This is a genomic window from Microvirga sp. GCM10011540 (assembly GCF_042650665.1).
Lineage (GTDB): Bacteria > Pseudomonadota > Alphaproteobacteria > Rhizobiales > Beijerinckiaceae > Microvirga > Microvirga lenta.
Window position 1 is genome coordinate 37013 of the sequence record NZ_JBHSBQ010000133.1, and the last position, 18090, is coordinate 55102.

19 protein-coding genes, 2 tRNA genes and 1 pseudogene are annotated in these 18090 nt (G+C 62.1%); 9 read left to right on the top strand and 13 right to left on the bottom strand.

All coding sequences use genetic code 11. From position 1 onward, the window contains the following. Window positions 1–56 precede the first annotated feature (56 nt). The 3 genes from ACFOYU_RS19930 (at window position 57) to ACFOYU_RS19940 (ending at window position 571) form a co-directional block, all read left to right on the top strand. Window positions 57–133, top strand: a tRNA-Pro gene (locus ACFOYU_RS19930). 37 nt (window positions 134–170) lie between these two features. Further along, the gene (locus ACFOYU_RS19935) at window positions 171–476 is read left to right on the top strand and encodes an ETC complex I subunit (RefSeq protein ID WP_226742542.1); all 306 of its coding nucleotides are present in this window, start codon (window positions 171–173) and stop codon (window positions 474–476) included. An 18-nt stretch (window positions 477–494) separates the two neighbouring features. Beyond that, window positions 495–571, top strand: a tRNA-Arg gene (locus ACFOYU_RS19940). A 181-nt stretch (window positions 572–752) separates the two neighbouring features. Here ACFOYU_RS19940 and ACFOYU_RS19945 read toward each other — a convergent pair. Both ACFOYU_RS19945 and ACFOYU_RS19950 read right to left on the bottom strand, forming a co-directional pair. Beyond that, on the bottom strand, window positions 753–1616 hold the full coding sequence (locus ACFOYU_RS19945) for a hypothetical protein (RefSeq protein ID WP_377034959.1): 864 nt from the start codon (window positions 1614–1616) through the stop codon (window positions 753–755). Window positions 1617–1672: 56 nt separating this feature from the next. After that, entirely contained in the window at window positions 1673–2002 is a 330-nt protein-coding gene (locus tag ACFOYU_RS19950) for a hypothetical protein (RefSeq protein ID WP_377034960.1), read from the bottom strand. 66 nt (window positions 2003–2068) lie between these two features. Between ACFOYU_RS19950 and ACFOYU_RS19955 the strand changes: the two genes are divergently transcribed. The 6 genes from ACFOYU_RS19955 to ACFOYU_RS19980 all read left to right on the top strand — a co-directional run bounded on the left by ACFOYU_RS19955 (window position 2069) and on the right by ACFOYU_RS19980 (window position 6971). Then, window positions 2069–2323, top strand: coding sequence for a hypothetical protein (locus ACFOYU_RS19955; protein WP_377034961.1), 255 nt, complete (start codon window positions 2069–2071; stop codon window positions 2321–2323). A 100-nt stretch (window positions 2324–2423) separates the two neighbouring features. Then, on the top strand, window positions 2424–2882 hold the full coding sequence (locus ACFOYU_RS19960) for a hypothetical protein (protein WP_377034962.1): 459 nt from the start codon (window positions 2424–2426) through the stop codon (window positions 2880–2882). A 72-nt stretch (window positions 2883–2954) separates the two neighbouring features. Next, a complete protein-coding gene (locus ACFOYU_RS19965) occupies window positions 2955–4097 on the top strand; it encodes an AI-2E family transporter (protein WP_377034963.1) in 1143 nt (380 codons plus the stop codon). Between the two features lie 199 nt (window positions 4098–4296). Beyond that, window positions 4297–6144 (top strand): extracellular solute-binding protein, encoded by a 1848-nt coding sequence (locus tag ACFOYU_RS19970; protein ID WP_377034964.1) that lies wholly within the window; start codon window positions 4297–4299, stop codon window positions 6142–6144. A gap of 196 nt (window positions 6145–6340) precedes the next feature. Next, window positions 6341–6586 (top strand): hypothetical protein, encoded by a 246-nt coding sequence (locus tag ACFOYU_RS19975; protein WP_377034965.1) that lies wholly within the window; start codon window positions 6341–6343, stop codon window positions 6584–6586. A gap of 73 nt (window positions 6587–6659) precedes the next feature. Continuing rightward, the gene (locus tag ACFOYU_RS19980; protein ID WP_377034966.1) at window positions 6660–6971 is read left to right on the top strand and encodes a hypothetical protein; all 312 of its coding nucleotides are present in this window, start codon (window positions 6660–6662) and stop codon (window positions 6969–6971) included. Window positions 6972–7012: 41 nt separating this feature from the next. On the opposite strand, the gene ACFOYU_RS19985 is transcribed toward ACFOYU_RS19980, so the two are convergent. The 11 genes and pseudogenes from ACFOYU_RS19985 to ACFOYU_RS20035 form a co-directional block, all read right to left on the bottom strand. After that, entirely contained in the window at window positions 7013–7930 is a 918-nt protein-coding gene (locus ACFOYU_RS19985; protein ID WP_377034967.1) for a cytochrome c oxidase assembly protein, read from the bottom strand. Window positions 7931–7940: 10 nt separating this feature from the next. Then, a complete protein-coding gene (locus ACFOYU_RS19990) occupies window positions 7941–8306 on the bottom strand; it encodes a hypothetical protein (RefSeq protein ID WP_377034968.1) in 366 nt (121 codons plus the stop codon). A 4-nt stretch (window positions 8307–8310) separates the two neighbouring features. Further along, complete coding sequence (gene ctaD / locus ACFOYU_RS19995) at window positions 8311–10830, bottom strand: cytochrome c oxidase subunit I (protein WP_377034977.1); 2520 nt, start codon at window positions 10828–10830, stop codon at window positions 8311–8313. Window positions 10831–10889: 59 nt separating this feature from the next. Then, window positions 10890–11924, bottom strand: a complete 1035-nt coding sequence (gene coxB, locus ACFOYU_RS20000) for a cytochrome c oxidase subunit II (protein ID WP_377034969.1) — start codon at window positions 11922–11924, stop codon at window positions 10890–10892. 5 nt (window positions 11925–11929) lie between these two features. Next, window positions 11930–12358 carry a c-type cytochrome gene (locus tag ACFOYU_RS20005; RefSeq protein WP_377034970.1) on the bottom strand — a complete coding sequence of 143 codons (429 nt, stop codon included), beginning with the start codon at window positions 12356–12358 and terminating at the stop codon, window positions 11930–11932. Window positions 12359–12368: 10 nt separating this feature from the next. Continuing rightward, window positions 12369–13385 carry a c-type cytochrome gene (locus ACFOYU_RS20010; protein ID WP_377034971.1) on the bottom strand — a complete coding sequence of 339 codons (1017 nt, stop codon included), beginning with the start codon at window positions 13383–13385 and terminating at the stop codon, window positions 12369–12371. Continuing rightward, window positions 13382–15151 carry a GMC family oxidoreductase gene (locus ACFOYU_RS20015; RefSeq protein ID WP_377034972.1) on the bottom strand — a complete coding sequence of 590 codons (1770 nt, stop codon included), beginning with the start codon at window positions 15149–15151 and terminating at the stop codon, window positions 13382–13384. Before ACFOYU_RS20015 ends, ACFOYU_RS20010 begins: the two co-directional genes overlap by 4 nt. A 9-nt stretch (window positions 15152–15160) precedes the next feature. Then, a complete protein-coding gene (locus ACFOYU_RS20020) occupies window positions 15161–15961 on the bottom strand; it encodes a gluconate 2-dehydrogenase subunit 3 family protein (protein ID WP_377034973.1) in 801 nt (266 codons plus the stop codon). A gap of 16 nt (window positions 15962–15977) precedes the next feature. Beyond that, window positions 15978–16316 carry a hypothetical protein gene (locus ACFOYU_RS20025; RefSeq protein WP_377034974.1) on the bottom strand — a complete coding sequence of 113 codons (339 nt, stop codon included), beginning with the start codon at window positions 16314–16316 and terminating at the stop codon, window positions 15978–15980. Between the two features lie 14 nt (window positions 16317–16330). Further along, window positions 16331–17152 carry a c-type cytochrome gene (locus tag ACFOYU_RS20030; RefSeq protein ID WP_377034975.1) on the bottom strand — a complete coding sequence of 274 codons (822 nt, stop codon included), beginning with the start codon at window positions 17150–17152 and terminating at the stop codon, window positions 16331–16333. 829 nt (window positions 17153–17981) lie between these two features. Continuing rightward, window positions 17982–18090, bottom strand: a pseudogene (locus ACFOYU_RS20035) (IS110 family transposase); the annotation flags it as partial.

Genomic DNA, 18090 nt, shown 5'->3' on the forward strand with positions numbered 1-18090 from the left:
CTAGTGCTTGCTGACCCGGGGCTGCCGTGATAGCCAACACTTCTCGGTGACGAAGGCGGGGTGTAGCGCAGTCTGGTAGCGCATCTGCTTTGGGAGCAGAGGGTCGCGGGTTCAAATCCTGCCGCCCCGACCATCTCACCGGTGAAACATCAAGAGAGTGCCTGAACCCGATGTCCGCACGGATTTACAAGCCAGCCAAATCCGCAATGCAGTCCGGCATGGCCCGGACCAAGCAGTGGCTCCTGGTCTTCGATCAGGACAGGCCGCGTGAGATCGAGCCGCTCATGGGCTGGACGAGCTCGGGCGATACCCGCCAGCAGATTCGTCTCGGCTTCGACACGAAGGAAGAGGCCATCGCCTACGCGGAGCGCGAAGGCATCCCTTACCGGGTCGAGGAGCCGCACGAGGTCAAGCGGCGTACGATCTCCTATTCCGACAATTTCAAGTTCAATCGCGTCGAGCCCTGGACCCACTGAGGTCCAGCCTCGGACGAAGGCCCCGTAGCTCAGCTGGATAGAGCAACTGCCTTCTAAGCAGTAGGTCGCAGGTTCGAGCCCTGCCGGGGTCGCCACTCAAGAGCTTCCAGACTCATCGGGTTCACCCCGCCGACCGGATGGTCGCGGGGTGAACGAGTCAGAGGGCGTGGGCGCCCTTCCAGCCGTCCCGGCTTCCTTATGGCGGCCAGGGACCGGTTCAGTCCCCCGCTGCCAGAATGCCGTCACGTCCCGGATAAGCTGACGGTGCCGTACCCCTCAGCTTTGCCTGCGACGGTGGGCCGGACGATTGACGTCATAGGTCTGCTCACCTGCCTGGACCTGATGCGCCAGCAGGACGACCCGGTCACCGACCCGCACCTCGCGCCCGCGCGCGGTAATCTGCTGACCGTGCTGCAGGTTCGCGTCCATGCTCTGCGCGGAGCCGAGATCGACCAGAACGCGTTGACCGCCTTGCGTCTGAACGAGGGCGACCAGGTTCGGCTGATTGTGGCCGCGCACGTTCACCTGCCGGGTCCTGATGACGTTTCCGCGGACCTGGCGGTATTCGGGGCGCATCTGCTGCTGCTGAGAGCCGCTTCCGGGCCGTTGGACCTGAGCGCGCTGGTTGCCGGCCTGCACGTCAGTGACGAAGAAGACGAGGCGGTTTCCGACCCGCCCCGGGAAGCCGGAGACCCTGATCATGTCGTTGCGGCGGATGGGGATGTTCCTCAGGCCGCTAACCGGGCCGAGATCGACCAGTATGGCCCGGCCGCTCCTGGTCTGCATCAGAACGACGCCATGCGGTTCGTTGCCGTTTCGCTGCTGAACTTCCTTGAGAAGAAGAACTCGGCCGGTCATGCGTGACTGCTGGCTCGCATTCTGGTTCTGGGCCTGGCGTCGGGCCTGATTGTTGTCGGCGGACTGATTTCTCTGGCCGCCGAGCTGGGGCAGGTCGTACTGCTGGATCCCGACCTGGGGATTTTGCCTCTGCTGACCGCTCTGCTGGGTCTGCTGGTGGCCGCTCTGGGATTGGCCGGTGGTCTGCTGGCTTTGCTGGTTCTGGGGTGGCTGATTCTGCTGTGCCGCGACAGGCGCAATCATGAGCGCAAGCGCAGCGGATGAGGTTAGCAGCCTGTTCATCTTGAATCTCCTGTCAATGATGGGAAGCGAAGGCGTGGACGAGAGAGACGGGCGCCTCAGAACCAGCCGTCGTCCTCCTCGAGTTCACCTTCCTCGTAGTAGCCGCCGTAATCCTCGTAACCGCCGTAGATCCCTTCCTCTGCCTCTTCCTCCTCTTCGCCGAGACCGATATTCCCGTAATTGCCGTACCCGCCGGGGTAGTTGCCGCCATAGGAATCGTAGAACCAGTTGTCGTTCTCGGCGCCGCCCTCGTCATAGAGCCCCTCACCGATGCCGATGCCTTCCTCGTCGAATTGAGCGAGGGCAAGACTGGGCGTGAACAGGAGAGCTGAGGTAGCGACGACAATCAGTGGTCTTCGTAGTAGCTCAATCAGCGAATGGATCATGAGATTGATCTCCCGTGTTGTTCGGCTGACCGCGGGACAAGTTCAAGTCATGAGAGCGCCGGTGTCATGCCGGGTCGTGCGGGAATGCTCCCGTACCTGATAATGCGCGAAAATGCGGACAAAGGATCGGCCGATGGGGAAGGTCTGTACGGTAGCGCGCCTGAAAACGTTGAAAAACACCGCGAATCCGGCGTTTCAAACTGCCTGTCCGTGCCTTTCGAGGCCCTCGACGAACACTGCGCTCATTCCCCGTACGCCGGCGTACCGAAACTCGAATACCTGAGCGAGTTCAGTGAAACCACGGCACGCAGCGGGATTTGACAGGCTGCAGGCGCATCTCTGCCGGAATGCGAAGGCGCCTCATTCGCGGGAACGGAAGACGGATCATCTCAGGCACAGCAATCGAAACGGAAGGTGTGACATGAGGACGACCGGCATGTGGAAGGCAGCATCCCTTCCGAGCACGCTCCTTCTATCGGGAGCCGTCCTGGCTCAGTCTCTGGGTGGGGCCAAAGTCGAGGTGCGTCAAAAGCAGCCCTACGGCCGCTACCTGACCGACACCGAGGGGCGGGCGCTCTACATGTTCACGGCCGACAAGCCGGGCGAGAGCAACTGCTACGACCGCTGTGCCGCAGCGTGGCCGCCCTTTATCACCAGCGAAAAGCCGCGAGAAGGCGATGCGGTGAACTCTGCGATGCTCGACATCATGAAGCGCAAGGACGGCAAGCTGCAGGTGACCTACAACAGCATGCCTCTCTACTACTACGCCAATGACAAAGGGGCAGGCGCGACCACGGGACAGGATGTGAAGGGCAGTGGTGGCGAGTGGTATCTCGTCTCGCCCGAAGGCAAGCCGATCGAGGTCGAAGCGAAGAGTTGAGCGGTGATCCGCAGGTCCGGCATCCCTGCCCATGTGGAGCCGGATTCTCGATGAACAATATGGAGCGTAGCAATGCCGCGGGGGCACCGGTTCTGGAATCCTGAAAGCGCCCCGTCGGTGGGCTTCGTTCAGCATGTCCTCGTCGTCGCCGGAATCCTTTCGCTGATATACCTGCTCTGGCAGATCAGAAGCGCGCTGCTCCTGGTCCTGGCCGGCGTCATCGTGGCGGTGCTCCTCGTGGCCGCTGCAGAGCCGATCCGAAAACGGACGAAGCTTTCCAGACGATGGTCCCTCGGCCTGGCGGGCGGGGCGATATGCCTTGTTCTCGCGCTGTCTTTCTGGCTGGTCGGCAGTCAGGTTCAGTCGCAGTTGAGTGACCTCGCAAGCCGTCTGCCGCAGGCGCTTCAGTCCTTCGAGGACCGCTTGGCCGGAGTGCTTCCCAATATGGCGCCGAGCCAGGATGTGGCGGCGCAGAATGGCGCGGCCGCGCAGGGACAATCGAATCCGCAGGCCGCGCAGGAAAGTCAGGCAGATCGAGGCGGGAATCTCGATCTGCTCTCCCTGTCGAGGGATGTGGTCTCTCGGCTTACATCGTTCGGCGCAACGGCTCTCGAAGTGCTTGCCAATCTCGTTCTCGTTATCATCGCAGGCGTGTTCTTCGCGGCGGATCCGGGAATCTACCGCCGGGGAATCGTCAAGCTGTTCCCGCCAAGTCAGCACGAAAGGGTCGACGAGACACTGGGCGATTGCGGGGGTGCCTTGCGCAACTGGTTGATCGCGGAGCTCATCGCCATGGCGCTGGTGGCGGTTCTGGTCGGACTCGGCACATGGATCATCGGCCTGCCGGCGCCGCTGGCTCTCGCCCTCTTCGCAGGCCTGATGGAGTTCATCCCGATCGTCGGGCCGATCCTTGGTGCCGTGCCGGCCCTTCTCCTGGCCCTGACGCAGGGAACCACCTCCGTCCTGTGGACGCTCCTGCTGTTCCTTGCGATCCAGCAGCTCGAATCCAACGTGATCACACCATTGGTCCAGCGTCGGATGGTGAGCATCCCGCCCGCCCTTCTTCTCTTCGCCGTCCTGGCTTTCGGCCTTCTGTTCGGGCCGCTGGGCGTCGTGGTCGCGGCACCGCTGACCGTGGTCGTCTTCGTTGCCGTCAAGAAGCTGTACATTCGCGACACCCTCCACGAGGCTACCCCTGTGCCAGGAGAGAAGTAGGCAGGGACAATGGATTCTGCCCAGCCTCCGGGAAGGCCGCATTAAGGATCGGTCATGGAGCGGCAAGGATGCATCCATGGTCACGTCGCTACGGTAGTCGTGCCGGGCCAGATGAGGTGCTGTCCGCTGTTCGCGGCACCGGGCTTGGCCCACCGCAGAATCCTGAATCTTACTGCCGAATGCCCGGAGGAGATTTCCGATGATCCGCCGCCTCCTTTCCGTTCTCGTCGCATTGTACTTGGGTCTGCTTCCCACCCTTGCGCAGGAGGGTGAATGGCAGCATGGCCTCGCTCTCATGGGCGAGCCGAAGTACCAGCCGGGCTTCAGGCATTTCGACTATGTCAATCCGAACGCACCGAAGGGTGGGCTCGTGCGCTTCGGTGCTCAAGGCACCTTCGACAATCTCAACCTGGTGGTTGCCGGCGTGAAGGGTGAGCTCGAGGCCGGGATCAGCCAGATCTACGACACGCTCATGACTTCCTCAATGGATGAGGTCGGTACGGAGTACGGCCTCCTGGCTGAAGCCGTCCGCTACCCTGCCGACTATTCCTCCGTCACCTATCGTCTCCGGCCGGAGGCGCGCTGGCATGACGGCAAACCGGTGACGCCCGAAGACGTCATCTTCTCCTTCGAGGCCTTGAAGACCCATTCTCCGCTTTACGCCTTCTACTATCGAAACGTGGCGAAGGCCGAGAAGACCGGCGAGCACGAGGTCACCTTCACGTTCAACGAAACGGGAAACCGTGAATTGCCCCAGATCGTGGGTCAGCTCCCGGTCCTGCCGAAGCACTGGTGGGAAGCTACCGGCCCCGATGGGCGCAAGCGCAATATCGGCGAGACCACTCTCGAGCCGCCCCTGGGGTCGGGGCCCTACCGGCTGAAGAGCTTCGAAGCCGGTCGCACGGCCTCCTATGAACGGGTTCCGGATTACTGGGGCAAGGACCTCAACGTGAATCAGGGCCGAAACAACTTCGACGAGGTGCGCTACGAGTATTTCCGTGACGCCACGGTGCTCCTCGAAGCTTTCAAGGGAGATCGGATCGACTACCGCAGCGAGAACATCGCGCGCCAGTGGGCAACGGCCTACGACTTTCCTGCTGCCCGTGACGGCCGGGTGGTCCTTGAGGAGTTCCCGCTCCGCGCCATGGGTGTCATGCAGGCGCTGGTCTTCAACCTGAGGCGAGACAAGTTCAAGGACGAGCGCGTCCGTCGGGCCTTCAACCTCGCGCTCGATTTCGAGGATATCAACCGCACTCTCTTCTACGGACTCTACGACCGCATCGACTCGTTCTTCTTCGGCACGGAACTCGCCGCGACGGGTCTTCCCGAAGGGCAGGAGCTCGCCATCCTCAAGAGCCTGGGAGACAAGGTTCCTGCCTCGGTCTTCACGACGCCCTACCGCAATCCGGTGAATGGGACCAACGAGGCCGTGCGGGCCAACTTGCGGGAAGCCATGCGGCTTCTCGACGAGGCCGGGTACGAACTCAGGGGCGGGCGCATGGTGAACAAGACCACAGGCGAGCCGCTCACCGCCGAGTTCATCACTGCGGATTCGAGCTTCGAACGGGTCATACTGCCCTACAAGCAGGCGCTGGAGCGGATCGGCATCGGTCTCACGGTTCGGGTCCTGGATCCTGCACAGTATCAGAACCGGATACGGGCGTTCGACTTCGACCTCACGACCAATGTGTGGGCCCAGAGCCTTTCTCCGGGCAACGAACAGCGGGAGTATTGGGGATCCAATGCGGCCGACCGTCCGGGATCGCAGAATCTTGCGGGCATCAAGGATCCGGCCGTTGATGCGCTGATCGAGCGGATCATCTTCGCAAAGGATCGGGCCGAGCTGGTCGCAGCCACCAAGGCCCTCGACAGGGTGCTGCTCCACCACAACTACGTGGTGCCGCAGTGGTACTCCCTCGTGACCCGAACCGCCCGATGGAACCGGTTCGGTCGCCCGGAGAACCTGCCTCGCTACGGCGGCTCGGCTTTTCCGACGGTCTGGTGGTACGACCGAGCCCTGGCGGAGAAGGTCGGCACCGCCCGGTAGCGACGGATTCGGGCTGTGATTCTACCGGTGACGGCTGGAACCTCGCCGTTCTTTTGGCATACGAGGCAGTGCAATCTCGGTCCGCATCCGTACCGACGCCCAGAACGAACCCTCACCCGTCTGGTTGGTCCTCGGAGAGGGTTATTCCCGCTCATGTCAAATCCTTGAATGGGAGACGATCATGAGGCGAAGACAAATGACGGCTTTCGCAGCTGCGACGCTGATCGGGCTGATCGCATGTCCTTTGGCTCGTGCGGAGGTGCTCCTTGAAGATCAAGGGCTGTACGAGCAGCAAAGATGGAATGTCGGCAAACGCTATGACGATCTCGACAATCCTCGCGACGCTCCAGGCATCCTCACGCAGGGACGGGACCCGGCAAATCCTTCCGGGCCCGCAGTGGACGCTCAGGTGGAGCCAGATACATCGAGCAAGCCCCGGTAAAGCTGGACGGGGCGGGGGAGCCGAACGCCGCGATATGAAGCCCTCAGGGGCGCAATGAGTGCTGGAGAGTAGGATGTGGTGGAGAAGGAGACTATCTGATGATCGCGGGCGGTCCGGCGCCCGCGTGATTGAGACGAGCGCCGAGGCTCGGCAGGGTCCCAAGGGGCGGCCGGTCCTCATGGTTCTGGGAGGCAGCTTCGCTCTTCTCGGGCTCTATCTGGTGGGCATGATGGTTTGGGCGGTCGTGAGCGCGCCATCGAGCCCTCGTGAGGAGGCTGCCTTGTCGCGGCCAGCCGTCGTGGACGATCTTCGTCCGAGAACGGAGCCGGACCAGTCCGAGATCCCTCCGGCCAATCCGGCGTATCCTGTTCCGGTCGAGGACTAGCGCGTCGGGAGGAGCCATAAAGCTCGGTCGCTCCCGGCCGGTCACATAGACGCGTCATTACGGCCCTCGCAATAGGCAGGTGTCGGCACCAGCAGCCGTGCTGCGAGACCCAGGCAGGTCAGCAGGTAAACGAAACTGGCCGGCACGCCCATGATCAAGCCTGCCAGTTGTTGGTCGGACAGAGCATCAAGCCCCCACAGTTGCGAGGTTCCTTGGTACCAGGGATAGAGCAGCGCCGGGGAGAAGATGATTAACACGCTCAGGAATCCGCCATGGAGGAGCGTGAGGAAGCTTGCCGCAATCCCGCCCGGGATGGTTGTCGCGCTTCGTGCCGCAAACGCGATGCTCTGCCAGAACAGCATGGCGGTGGCGAAGAACGAGATGTGCTCGACCGAGTGAATGAACTCGTTGCGCAGCGCGGCCTCGAACAGCGCGGGAGCATGCCAGATCCAGAGAGCTGCGCCATGTAGGGCGGCGGCCGGGAGGGGGCGGATCAGGAAGGATGAGCGCCCCGCAATCTTGCGGAGGCCCGGGCTTCTGCCGAGAGCACGCCGTGCATTCTTCGGCAGCGACCAGGGCAGGGCCACGCCGGGGAGGCCGGCCAGCAGCAGGGGCGGTGCTACTCCAATCAGCAGGATATGTTGAACCATGTGGGCCGACAGCAGGGTGCCTCCGAGGGGATCGATCGGGGAGGCCAACGCGACGACGAGCGTCGCCCCACCAAGCGCATAGGAGGTGACGCGGGAAAATGAGATGCCGCGACCCGAACCGGCATGGCTCCAGATCCGCCAGACGCCGCATCCGTAGAGTGCGAACGCCAGGGCCAAGGAGACCACGATCCATGGTTCCGCGGACCAATGATGCCAGACATCGCCGGGATCTATCGGATCTCCATCCCCGTGCGCGAAGGCCGAACCGGCGGGAATGATAATCGCAACTGCCGCCGTGAGCGCCCTCATGACGGTTTTCTCACCCGCAGGGTGGGACTATCAAAGCGGGCAAGCCGTTCCAGGCGATGGCGACGAACGACAGGGCCGCAGTGGTGATCGTGGTATAGCGCATGAAGCCGTCGACCGGCTTCTCGTGCTGCGGAGCTCGCGCAGGGCCCCGGCGCCACAAGGCCAGCAGGAGAACTGCGACGACGCCGGCCAACGCGACCACGGTCGCTCCGGTGACGGTCAGGGGAACGATGCCGATCCCGAGATAGCTGAGTCCGACAAACTGCCGGGCGCAGGCGAGCGAGTTGAAGATGTAGACGAGGCCGAAATGGGCGCCCCAGATGAGAAGCCCACCGGTCATGAACAGCGATTTTCTGAGGAAGTCTGTATCGCCCATCGGATTATCCCAACAACCGCGGGAAGATGTGAACGACGAGAAGAGCGACGAGGCCCTGCGCCACCCCGTAGTGCCAGAACAGGTGGGTGTTGTCGAACGTCGAGCGCCGAACGCGATCAAGTCGCCCTGTGAGGGAGCGGACGATCGTATAGAGGCCCATGATCACAAGAACGGCGACGAAGAAGCCCTGCAGGGACGATAGAGTGTAAACCACCGCGCCATACCCGCTTTCCGAAGGACGAAGCCCTGTCGAGAGCTGCCCGAAGATTTCGAGGGCGACGCCCCCGACAAGCAGGGGAATGGCCGCCGCGAGGCCGAGACGTGTCGGCCAGGAACTGCGCTCCGGTACCCGGGACAGCCTTCTGCCCGCGAACCAGACGGAAAGGCTGCTCGCGACATAGAGCAGTGCCGCGCCTATGGGCCAGCCGATGGAAGGCAGCGCCGCCGCGGATGTCGGCCACATGCGCGGATTGACCGTCCAGAGGAAGAAATAGGAAAAGACGACGCAGCCGAAGACCATGCCTGCCACGATCATCAGGATGATCATCGCCCACCAGGAATGGTTCATCGGTCCCGTGACGTAGGTGGGAAGCATCAATCCGCCGCCGATATCGATTTCAGGCAGCCGCGCCGGACCCGGATCGCTGCTCCACAGCCAGCAGATGACGAAGACGATGGCGAGAACCCCGCAGATGAACGCGGGAATGTAGAGTTTGATCGTCAGGCCGATGAAGAAGGAAGCCGTAAAAAAGGCCGCGATAACCGGAAGCCAGCTCGGGCCGGGGACCTGGAGCACGTATTGCGGCCGTGCGTCGATGGGACTGGTCACGATGGTTTCGCGCCCGCCGGTCTGGGCGTCGTGCAGATAGTAGCGGCCGGCCTCGACGTCTTCCGAGAGGTGCGGCTGGTCCCAAATCGGTTCGCGGCTGATGACGATGGGAATGGACCGGGTCTGGTAGTTGCCGCTCGGGAGCCATTCCAGCGTGCCCGCGTTCCAGACGTTGCCGAGGTCGCCCTGATAGGGGCGGAAGTTTTTCGCGAGGTCGAAGAGGAAAACCAGCACGCCCAGCCCGATCATGTAGGCGCCGATCGTCGAGATCAGGTTGAGAGGTCCCCAGCCCATTTCCGCGAGGTACGTGTAGGCACGCCGGGGCATGCCCATCAGTCCGGTGATGTGCATGGTGAAGAAGGTGACGTTCACGCCGATGAAGATGAGCCAGAACGCCCACTTGCCGAGCGTTTCCGAAAGAGGACGCCGCGAGGCGGTGGGTGCCCAATAGTAGAAGGCGGCGAACATGGGAAAAACCATCCCGCCGATCAGGACATAATGGAAATGGGCAACGATGAAGTAGGTGTCGTGGGCCTGCCAGTCGAACGGCACCATTGCGACCATGACGCCGGTCAGGCCGCCGATGACGAAGATGAACAGGAAACCCAGGATGAAATAGGTCGGCGTCTTGTTCTGCAGCTTGCCGGACGCGATGGTCGCGATCCAGGCGAAGACCTGGATTCCGCTCGGGATCGAAACTGCCATGCTCGCAGCGGAGAAGAAGCTCAACGAGAGCTGCGGCAATCCTGTCGTGAACATGTGGTGGACCCACAGACCGAAGCTCAGGAAGCCCGTGCCGATCACGGCCAGAACCACAAGTCTATAGCCTGCGAGGGGGGTCTGCGCCATGGTCGGGACGATCATCGACACCATGCCTGCGGCAGGAAGGAAGATGACGTAGACCTCGGGGTGGCCGAAGAACCAGAACAGGTGCTGCCACAGAAGCGGATCGCCACCCCTTTCAGCAATGAAGAAAGGCCAGTGGAAGGCCCGCTCGAGTTCGAGGAGAAGGGTGGCCGCAATGATGGCCGGAAAGGCGAAAACGACCATCAAGGCGAAGATGAGCATGGCCCACGAATAAACGGGCAACTTGTCGAGGCTCTGCCCGGGAGCGCGGGTCTTGAGCACGCCGACAATGATCTCGATGGCGCCGGCGATGGCCGAGATCTCGATGAAGCCGATGCCGAGCAGCCAGAAATCGGCATTGATGCCGGGCGAGTATTCGTAGCTCGTCAGCGGGGGGTACATAAACCACCCGCCGTTGGGAGCCAGGCCGAAGAAGAGGCTGCAAAAGAAGGCAAGGCCGCCGAAGAAATAAGCCCAGAAGGCATAAGCCGAGAGGCGAGGGAAGGGGAGGTCGCGAGCGGCCTGCATGTTGGGCAGGAGGAAGACGCTCAACGCCTCCACCACCGGCACGGCGAACAGGAACATCATGATCGTGCCGTGCATCGTGAAGAGCTGATTGTAGAGCTCGTGCCCGATAAGCCTGAGCTCCGGCTGCGCCAGTTGGGTGCGCATGATCAGGGCGAGGATGCCCGCGAGAACGAAGAACAGGAAGGCCGTACCGATGTACCAGATGCCGACGTAGTTGTTGTTTACGGCGGAGAGGAAATGAATTCCTTTAGGCTGCTGCCAGACTCGCTTGAGGTCCTCGAGCTGCTGTTCCGACCGCGCCGCCTTGTTGGGCAGGTGCACCGGGCCGCCTTCCTGCCGGGCACGTGTGTCCGCTATTCCGCTCTGGAAGGTCGTATCGCTCACTTGAGGCTCTCCAAGTATGCGGCAATGGCTCGCAATTCCTCGCCTCGAAGGTTTCCGAACGACGGCATGAGGTTATCGGGCTTGAGATGCTGGGCCGAGGAAATCCAGCCGGCCAGGGTGCCGACATTGGTTGGGTAGGTACCGGCGGCAATCGAGAGCCTTCCCCCGACATGGGTCAGGTCGGGACCGATCGTGCCGTTAGCCTGCGTTCCCCGCACTGTGTGGCAGGCACCGCAGCCGTTCTCGATGAAGAGTTCCCGCCCGCGTGCAATGAAGGGAATGGCCGGCTCAATGGCCGGCCCGGCCTCGCGGGCGTACCAGGCATCGAAGTCAGCCTGAGGATGCGCGACGACGTAGAATGCCATCAGGGCATGCTGCTCGCCGCAGTACTCGGCGCACTGGCCCCGGTAAATTCCAGGGCGCTCGGCAGAAAAACGCATCACGTTGGTGCGGCCGGGGATCATGTCGAGCTTGCCCGCGAGGCTGGGGACCCAGAAGGAGTGGATCACGTCCTGCGTCTTGAGAATGAATTCGATCGGCCGACCGGTCGGAATCCTGATCTCGTTGGCGCTGACGAGACGGACCCGGCCCTCGCCGTCCACATAGTGCACACGCCACCACCATCGTTCACCTATGACCTCGATGCGGAGGGCCGGCGGATCACCGGTCACGAGTTGCCGGTTAACGGCCAGGCCGTAAATGAGCAGCGCCGTGAGCGTCACAACCGGAAAAACGATGCCGAGGCCGATGATGAAGGTTCGATTGGTCATCCATCCCCGCCACCGTGGCGGGGCCATGATGGCGTAGGCGGTCAGCACGAGGACGAGGGCGAAGATCAGGCCCGCGCCGATGAACATCACCCAGCTCAGGGTTTCGATGATCTCGGCACTCGGCCCGTAGGTCAAAAGCGTGGATTGAATCCACATCAGCGCCGAGTCGATGCGGTCGACGGCCTGGGCCGAAGCTTCGGTGCCGACCAGAAGGGCGGTCAGAGCTGATGGAACTGCAATCGAGAACCGGCGCCATCCCATGTGCATCACCGGAGCGTATAGAGGTAGGATGCGGCGTCCCGGGCTTCGTCGTCGGTCAGCCCGAGGTCCGGCATACCCGTTTGGGGAATGAGCGATGGGGCGTCCTGAACCCAGCGTATGAGCAATGTCGGCTGGTTGGGTACGACACCGCCGATGAGTTGACGTCGGGCGAATTTCGTCAGTGGTGGGCCTACGATGCCGTGAGCGCCCTGAATTCCCGGAATCGTATGGCAGGCCCCGCATTCGTAGCTCGCAATGACCCTGCGCCCTCTTTCCGGATCGCCCCCGACGATCCGTTGCAGGTCGGGATTGTAATCCTGCGAATAGGTGTCCTGAGAATTGGAGCCTTCGTTGCAGGCGGCCAGCATGAAGAGAGATGCCGCGGCCAGAGCCCGGCAAGGCTTCTTCCTCCATTCACGCAGCAACAAGGGCACGGTTGGTTTCCTACTGCTGATTCTGGACAGGGGCGCCTGTGGTGGTCGTAGTGCCACGCGGCCTCTCGTCGACAGGTGGGGAGAGATAGGGTGGAAGAGCATTGGGGGACAGCGGGCGGCGCGGGAGTCCCAGTGGCAGTTCGACGGTCGGTGCGGGCGGCCCGGCAGGCTCAACTCCCGGAACAACCACTGGTCCCCTGCCTGGCTCGGGGCTTCGCACCGCGCCGACATCGGTCATGTTTTGGTCTGCCGCCTGAGCGCCTGGACCTATTCCATCCGGACGCGTGCCCGAGCCCGGAGCGTACCGGACGTCCTGGGGGATCACGTCCAGCGGTCGTATCGAAGCATAGTAGAGCGATACCGCCCGGATTTGCTCCTCCGTCATCGCCTTTGCGATCAGCTCCATGACGTTCATGGGGTCGCCGTCGCGCCGACCCTGCTTCCAGAGCAGCAACTGATGTTCCAGGTAGGGAGCGAACTGCCCTCCCAGGAACGGATAGAGCGGGGCTTGTCCGATCCCGTTGGGGCCGTGGCATCCGTCACAAGCCGGGACTCCTTGGGAGGGAATGCCAACGGCGGCGATAGCCCCGCCAATCTGCCGAACCTGCACGTCGACCTGTGGCTCAGCCGGATACGGAGCATCCTTGATGCTGGCATAGTAGGCCGCCACATCCTGCATCTGCTGCAGAGTGAGCGTCTGCGCGATCGGCCCCATGATGTCGCTTGGGCGCAGGCCCGATGCATAATCCTGCAGGGTCTTATAGAGGTACCAGCCTGCCTGATCCGTCAGGCGCGGAAAGGCTCCGCTCGAATTGCCCGCGCCGTCGATCCCATGACACTGAACGCACCCGATCCGCTGATCGGCAAACATGCCTCCGATGGTTATGAACCTGCCGCGGTTCGGATCGGCCTCGCGGTTCGGCTCCCGCAGATCGTCCGACAAACCGAAAATCGATTGCGAGAGGGCGGTGGAGGTGATGAAGACGACTACGATGGTTGCGGCGCCGACGTGCAATGGACGTATCATGGCTGCACCAAAGGGGCTGGATTTTTTAGGTACTGCTTGATCATCGCGTCCGCCGCCCAGTAGGCGAGGGCACCTACCGTATCGGTGGGGTTGTAGCCGGCATTCTGGGGAAAGACCGATGAGCCCATGACCCACAGATTGTGCAGGTCCCACGACTGCAGGTAGCGGTTCACGACGCTCGTCTTCGGGTCCGTCCCCATGATCGCGCCGCCGGTGTTGTGGGTCGTCTGGTAGGGAACGATGCTGTAGTGATCGTCCAGCCAGCTGACGCTGATCCGGTCGCCACCCATGGCCTGGGCGATGCCCGCAACCTTCTCGGTGATGTATCTGGCCATCAGGCGGTCGTTGTAGGGGAAGTCGTAGGTGAGCATCCCGAGGGGTTGCCCGAAGGCATCGGTGTATGTGGGGTCGAGGCCGATATAGTTGTTCGGATGGGGAACCGAAGAGCCATGGAAAGAGAGGCTGACGGTGCTGTTGTAGTGCTGGCGGACAGCCCGCTTCCACTCCAGCCCCCAGCGCGGCGTGCCCTCGGGCACCGGATGGTGATAGATGGGCCGCCCGGTGGTCTGGTAGGCCGCGATGTAGCCGCCGCCGATGAAGCCCAGTCCTGAATGGTCGAAGCTGCCGTTGTTGAAATCGTCGATGGCGGTGCCGAGAGCGCCTGCGGCCATGAATGGATTGATGCGCTTCTTGCCATCGTAGAAAATGCTGGCGCCGGTCATCGTCTGGTAGGTGTAGTTGCGCCCGACCGTCCCCGTTCTCGTGACGGGATCGTATGGTTGGCCGATGCCGGATTGCAGCATCAGGATCGGGTTGTGGTGCGCAAAGGCGCAGAGCACGACCATATTGGCCGGCTGGAACGTTTCCCGCCCCTGAGCATCCACATAGGTCACCCCCGTCGCAACTTTCGCCTGCCGGTCCCATTCCACGCGCAGAACGTATGAATGGGTGCGCATTTCGAAGTTCTTGTTGGCGAGCGCGAAGGGCAGGATACAGACCTGGGGACTGGCCTTGGCGAAGTGCTCGCATCCGAAAGGATCGCAAAAGCCGCAATACATGCAGGGCTTTATTTCTGCCCCGAAGGGGTTCGTGTAATGCCGCGTTACATTCGCAGAAGGAACGGGAAACGGGTGATAGCCCAATTGCGCGGCTGCCTGTCCGAAAAGGTAGCCGGAGTGGGACTGCTTCATCGGCGGATTGGGATAAGGCTCGCTGCGCGGCCCCTCGAACGGGTTGCCGCCGACTTGAATCTGCCCCTTGATGTTGCCCGGTGCTCCGCTGATCCCCATGACCTTCTCGAAGAAGGTGTAATAGGGCTCGATCTCCTCGTATGTGATGCCCCAATCCTGGATGGTCACGTCGTCTGGGAGAAAGTCCGGTCCATAGCGTTCATTCACCCAGCTTTTCAGGACGAACCATTCCGGCTGGAAACGCCACGTCTGTCCGTTCCAGTGCGTTGCCCCTCCTCCAACGCCTTCGCCAGGCAGAAAGGAGCCGAGTTGGCGCATCGGCAGAGCCTGCTGCCCGACAAAGTTGCGGAAGGTGAGCGTCTGAACGCTGACGTCCTGAGCATAGGCATGGCGAACGTCGTATTTCAGCTCGTCGTGCATCGTCGGCGACTGAAAGTCCGGAATTGTTTGGCGCATCCCGCCACGTTCGAGAGCGACGACGGTCAGTCCGGCTTCGGCAAGCTCTTTCCCGAGAATGGCGGCGGTCAGGCCGCCGCCGACCAGCGCGACGTCGACCGGTTTCATGCGTAGTGCCATACCCTTCTCCTACCGCTTCTGAGTGCCGTGAGTGTGCCCATCGAGGTAGGACTGCCGCGCGCCGGTATCGCCGATGCTGATCGGCGGGCGCGTGTAAGGCAGATTGTAGAGCTCAACCAAGTCTATGAACTGGGCATAGGCGCCGGGAAAGCCGACCATGCGCCAGCCCACCATCTCACGGTTGCCGCCATAGACCGGATCGGCGAAGAAGCCTTCGACGGTATTGGCCAGCAGGGTCTCGAAGAAAACGGGCGCCGGAAGCGAGGGGAGCTGCATTGCGCCGCTCTCAAGGGCTGAAAGCACCTCATCCATGACAGGGGCGTTGAGTTCCCAGAACTCGCGTCCGCCGTAATTCGCTTTGACCTGGGCACGGGTTTCTGCAATCCCGATCCGGTAGAGCTGAGCCGGGGTATAGCGCAGCTGGTAGCCTTGCTGCGGAGGCGCATCCGGAACCCAGGGCCCCTTCAGATACATTCGCGCTCCGGCGCCATAGGCAGCGGCAAGCTGGCGGTCGATGAAGTTGAGAACGCCGGCCCACGCGGCTCCCGGCCATTCCGGATCGGCCGGGATAAGCCTCTCCACGGCTGCCTCGACGAAGCTGGCCTCCTCGTCGTTGAAGAAGAAGAGCATTCCTCTCTGGTTGGGCAGGCCCTGAGGCGGCGGAGGTGCTACATTGGCCGTTTGAGGAATGGTCGCCTGTGCGACCTGCTGAGGGGCCTCCTCGGCGGCAATCGCTTCCGGAACCGTGACAGCAACACCTGTCACGCCAGCGACTTTGAGGAGATCACGGCGAGAGATTTTCTCGGTCACTATGCAGTCCCCTTGTTCAATCTTTGAGTGAAACCCAGAGGCAGGATTGATAGGCGGCTGGCGTGTCCCGGTAAGGCTCGCAAAGCTTCGGACTCGGCAGAGGCGGCACCTCGATCTGCCCCGGTGTGCTGTTGGTCACCTTCGTCGGTCCGCTGTAGCCCGTCGTCGAGCCATTGGTCGTTCCAGCCCCGACATAAGCGGTCTGCGCATTCGGCTGACCGACTTCAGCCTGTCCGTCTCCCGATGCTCTCTGGTCCGATCGGTTGCCGCTCCTGTTGGAGTTGTCCTGGGCCGAGGCAGGATCGATGGCTGCAACGGCGAGTGCGACGAAGGGAATTGCGAGAGAGCGGAGCACTGAGTTGTTCATCATCATCTTCCCAGGGTCGGTGCCGAGATTTGAGGAAGCGGAACCATCGGAGCCGCGGCATCAGTCTGCTCGGGGGTCACGGAACGTGGCCGGATAGCGGCATAGTACTGCGAGACCGCATGAATCTCCTCATCGGTTAGCCGCTTGGCGATATTCTCCATGATCCCGAAGCCGTCACCCTTGCGTTCGCCGGTCTTCCAGGCCTTCATCTGCGCTTCGAGGTAGGCGGCGTACTGACCGGCGAGATAGGGATAGGTCGGAGGTAGCCCCACCCCGTCCGGCCCATGGCAGTTGATGCATCCCTGAACGCCGAGTCTCGCATTCCCTACCGCAGCGAGAGCTGCGCCATGCTGTAGGATCTGAGGGTCGACGCGATCAGGCGGCGGATATTCAGCCTCCTTCTGGGCTGCGTAATAGGCGGAGACATCGCGCATCTGCTGCTCGGTCAGCGCCTTCGCGATGGGCGTCATGATCTGGTTCTGACGCACGCCCGACGCATAATCCTTCAGGGAATCGTAGAGATATTTATAGGTTTGGTCCGTCAGCCGAGGGAACACGGCGGCCTTGTCGCCCTTGCCGTCGATCCCATGACACTGGAAGCATGCGCCGGCCTGCGGATTGATGGCAGGAGCGCCCTCCGCTTCCTGGCCTGGAGAGGCGACATAGGCCCCGACGACGACGGCTCGACCCCGTTCGAGGTCGACGGTGCTCGTGTCGTAGGCGGCTAATTCCTGCGCCCGTTCATCCTGCGCAACTAACGGCGATATGGTCGAAGCGGCCAATGGAATGGCCGCGATTGCAATGAGCGGATATCGGATAGGCACTTCCGCCCCCAGATTTGGCTACTGCAGGCAGAACAAACCGGACCAGTGCGTGTTCCCGGATTCCAAAGCTCAGCTTGCTTTGTTGGTACGATGCCAGACCATGTTTCTCTGTTTGGAACCGACGGCCCGCCTGACCCTGCCGGGCTGATGGGCGGATGAAGGAATGCCGAACGGGATTGCTGTATTCGGGTCCCTTGCAAGATCCGTCGGGAGAGCCATTCTTGAAGGCCATACTCTTCGGGACGCAGGTCTGCGGAATGTAACTCTCGGCCTGTGTTCTCTGGTGGTTCGGAACGGAGGACGGCATGGGGAAGCGAGTTTGGTTTGTTCTGGCGGCGGCGGTGGTCGTGATCGTATTTCTCCTGATGGTCTCACCCACCTCGTTCCCAGGGCCGACGTAGTCGAAGCCGTCGCGAGTATCCGATGCCGGCGGGTCCACGCATGGCTCGAGGCGGGGCGCGGTTTCAGCGCCGCTTCGTGCATCATGCCGAGTGGAAGCTCCGCAGATCGGTTCAGGTCTGGGCCGCACCCCGGACCCCGTCTAGGCTCGACGCGGCGGCTTTTGATGACCGGAACCACACGACCATGTCCCCTCGCTCCGCCGCGGTGCTTCGCTCGGGCGACACGAAGGAGAGGCGGCCGTTCTGATGCACGATCAGAACCGGCCAACCATCACGCCCAGATGCATCAGGAGCAGATCCTGCCTCAGTGGCCTCCGTTGCCACGAATTCCCATGCGTTCTCACGCATGTGGTCAAGCCGATCATGAGAGAGACGGCTGTCAATCGCGATTTTACCCCTCCACTCGGAGTCTAGAGTATCCGTATTGATCAAGCGGGTTTTGAAGACCAGTTTCGCTGATCTCGCAAGAGCGCATTGGCCAGGATGATGAGCTTTCGCATGATGGCGGTCAGGGCGACTTTCGCCGGCTTGCCCGCC